The organism is Streptomyces sp. OR43 (genome assembly GCF_008042275.1).
Classification (GTDB): Bacteria; Actinomycetota; Actinomycetes; order Streptomycetales; family Streptomycetaceae; genus Streptomyces.
This window is the reverse complement of record NZ_RDBK01000070.1, coordinates 1-3,226: the sequence shown is the minus strand read 5'-3', so window position 1 is coordinate 3,226 and position 3,226 is coordinate 1. Positions and strand designations below refer to the sequence as shown.

The 3,226-nt window shown below is 72.9% G+C and carries 3 protein-coding genes and 1 pseudogene; 1 reads left to right on the top strand and 3 read right to left on the bottom strand.

The features are described 5' to 3' along the window. Positions 1-203 (top strand): annotated as a pseudogene (locus EAO72_RS40525) (beta-xylosidase); the annotation flags it as partial. On the opposite strand, the gene EAO72_RS40520 reads toward EAO72_RS40525, so the two are convergent. The 3 genes from EAO72_RS40520 to EAO72_RS40510 all read right to left on the bottom strand — a co-directional run bounded on the left by EAO72_RS40520 (position 196) and on the right by EAO72_RS40510 (position 3,096). After that, positions 196-1,578 carry a WxL domain-containing protein gene (locus tag EAO72_RS40520; RefSeq protein ID WP_261991866.1) on the bottom strand — a complete coding sequence of 461 codons (1,383 nt, stop codon included), beginning with the start codon at positions 1,576-1,578 and terminating at the stop codon, positions 196-198. The pseudogene EAO72_RS40525 and the gene EAO72_RS40520 overlap by 8 nt on opposite strands. 216 nt (positions 1,579-1,794) lie before the next feature. Next, positions 1,795-2,148: a cytidine/deoxycytidylate deaminase family protein gene (locus EAO72_RS40515; RefSeq protein ID WP_148022394.1), complete on the bottom strand. Its 354-nt coding sequence runs from the start codon at positions 2,146-2,148 to the stop codon at positions 1,795-1,797. 54 nt (positions 2,149-2,202) lie between these two features. Beyond that, positions 2,203-3,096, bottom strand: a complete 894-nt coding sequence (locus EAO72_RS40510; RefSeq protein ID WP_148022393.1) for a helix-turn-helix transcriptional regulator — start codon at positions 3,094-3,096, stop codon at positions 2,203-2,205. Between the last annotated feature and the right edge of the window lie 130 nt (positions 3,097-3,226).

The following is a 3,226-nucleotide window of genomic DNA, read 5'->3' as shown; positions in this document are numbered from 1 at the left end:
GCTTCACCGGGCAGCTCACCGTCAATGATCCGGCCACCACCGGCATCGTCGCCTACGAGGGCACGGACTGGGACGCCGCCAAGGGCGCGGGCCCCCAGGCCTACACCGTCACCACGGGCGGCGGCGAGATCCCGGACGGCAGCCAGCAGCTGATGTCCACCGTCAAGCCGGGAACGCTCACGGGATCAGTGGTGCTCAGGTGAGGGTGAGCGTGAGGACCCCGGTGTACGCGCCCGCGGCGGTGAACGCCGGTACGTCCAGCGACAGCTGGGCGTCGACGGTGAACTCGCCTCCGGTGAACGCGCCGTCGGGCGTGGACGCCAGGGTGGCGCCCGCGCTGCCGACCGTTCCCTCGGATCCGGCCGCACAGGTGCTCGGGCTGCCGGACTTCGTCGCGCAGGCCGGGCTCCAGCCGAGCGCGGACGCGCCGATCGTCGCCCCTCCCGGACCGGTGAAGTCGGTGACCTTGCCGGTCAGGGACCAGCCCGCGGGTCCGCCGCGGAAGTCCTGGACCGTCACGGTCTGCAGGGCGCCGGTCGAGGCGCCGCCCTGCCCGAAGTCGACCGCCGACAGTGCGACGGAGTCCCCGGCCTGGGTCATGGTGAGCGTTCCCGGCTTGACGGTGGACATCAGCTGCTGGCTGCCGTCCGGGATCTCGCCGCCGCCCGTGGTGACGGTGTAGGCCTGGGGGCCCGCGCCCTTGGCGGCGTCCCAGTCCGTGCCCTCGTAGGCGACGATGCCGGTGGTGGCCGGATCATTGACGGTGAGCTGCCCGGTGAAGCCGCCCGAACCGTCCGCCGTGGCCGTCGCCGTGTCACCGGTCTGGGCGTCCCCGGCCCGGCCGGCGAGCGTGACGGACGCGCCCGCGGTGAACTTCGACCCGGTCACGGTGACCTGGTCACCGGCAGCGCCGGAGGCCGTACCGAGCTGGATGGCACGTTCGTTGACCTGGCCGCCGCCGTCCGTGGCGATGATCGTCTGGGAGACGGGAGCGGGCGGATCGGTGACCGTGCAGGGTGTGTCCAGTTCCATGATGTAGCTGGTGTGGATGTTGTAGTCGCCGGGCGAGAGCGTGATCTCACCGGGCGCGGTGACGGTGAAGGTGCCGGTCATGGAGAACGACGGGAATTCGCCCTTGCCGGGCACCGGTCCGTTCTTCTTCGGGCCCGCCACCGTGACGTCGGCGGACTGCGCTCCGCCGACGGTGACCTTGCCGGTCGGCGTCATGATGTCGGCGGGCAGCGCCAGGTCGACCGGGTTGCTCGCGGCCGGTTTGACGACGGTGTACGTCACCGTGACCGTGTCGCCGACCTTCGGCGCGGCGTTGTCGACGGAGATCTGGGCCGACGTCGTCCCGTCGATCGGCGGGATGCCGGCGATGGCGGGCGGGATGCAGTGGGTCGGGAAGTCCACCGCGACCGAGGCCGTCGCACTGGCCTGCGCGGGTCCGGCGAGCAGCCCTCCCCCGGTGACGACGAGCGCGCCGACACCGAGTGCGGCGGCCCAGCGGCGGCCGCGGACCGGTCGCCCCCGGTGACGGGATCTCCGGCTGTCGGATCTTCGAATGGCTTGGCGCATGGAGCCCCCTCCTGCGGGATCCGGCGCGGCGGCTCTTCCGCGTCGGCAGGGAGCCATTGATGACGTCGGTCGAGAAGAAGTCAATGGGAGCGAAATGCGCTGACTGATGGCCCATCAGATGGTGTCAAGATCCAGGGTTCTCGCCCATTGGGTACGAACGCCCCGCGCCGGGGGGCGCGGGGCGGTTCGTACCCACGCGGGTGGTCCGGCGGAGGTTCAGCCCGCGGTCACGGTGACCCGCAGCACCCCGTCGGGCCCGGCGAGCAGCACGGGCGTGCCGGCCCCGCCCAGGTCCCGTACCGCCGCCCGGTCCTCGTCGGACGGGGTCTGCGCCTCGGAGACGACCGCGGCCGCCTCCAGGGACGTGGCCCCGCTGGCCACGGCCATCGCGACGGCGGTCCGGAGCGCGCTGAGGCGCAGCGATTCCAGCTCCACCGTGCCCGCCACATACGTACGTCCGGTCTCGTCCCGCACGGCCGCGCCCTCCGGCACACCGTTGCGGGCGCGGGCGCTGCGCGCCAGCGTGACGATCTTGCGGTCCTCGGCGCCGAGGTCGGTGCTATCGGTCATGTGCCGAGCATACGAAGTACGGCGACGGGCGCGGCACGCGGGCGCCCGGACGGCTCACGCCCGTACCTGGTGCATCGAGCCCCGCCGGCCCTCCGGCGAGGCCAGCCACCGCAGCTTCTCCTCCGTGCCGGTGCCCGGCCACGGGTGGTGCACCACGACCGCGAGATCCGGGCGGGCCGGAATGCGCAACTGGGTGGCCTCCATGACCAGATTGCCGACCGCCGGGTGCGACAGCTCCTTGCGCATCTGCCCGCCCGGCGCGACGTCCCGGCGCGCCCAGAGCTCGGCGAACTCGGGGCTGCGCTCGGTCACCTCGGCCACGATCGCCCGGAACCCCTCGTCGTCGGGGCACTCCGCGCACGCGGCCCGGAACTGGGCGACGACCCGGGCGGCGGTCTCCCACCACTCCCGGTCCCCGCCCCGGTGGACGGGATCGGTGAAGAAGGCGAGCACACAGTTCTGCGGCCGGTCCGGCCGCAGCCCCATCACCATCGAGGCGGCGCCGTTGTAGAGGATGACGTTCCAGTACGCGTCCATGATGTGGGCCGGGAACGGCATCCAGCCGTCGAGCAGCCGCTGCAGCCCCGCGCACATGTCCGTGTGCGCCGGATCGACCTCGGGCGCGGGCGGGTTGAGCCCCGCCAGTACGTAGAGATGGCGGCGTTCGGCGCTGCTGAGCCGCAGTACCCGGGCCACGGAGTCCAGCACCTGGGGCGACACGGTGATGTCGCGGCCCTGCTCCAGCCACTGGTACCAGGAGACGCCCACTCCCGCGAGGACCGCGACCTCTTCGCGCCGCAGCCCCGGGGTGCGGCGCCTGGCCCCGCCGTCCGGCAGACCCGCCTCGGCGGGACTGACCCGCGCCCGCCTGCTTCTCAGGAACTCCCGCAGCTCGCCGAGGCGGTGTGACTTGCCCGCCTCCGCGGCGGTCCGGGCCGGTGTGCCCACGTAACTCCCCCTGGTGTCCGGGCCCGCGCCTGCCTGGTGGTGCGGCCAACAGGATAAGTTCCGGCTCCCCACGGATATTCCGGCGGCCGCAGGCTCATGCCCATGGCGATCGATTCACCCACCCCAGCAG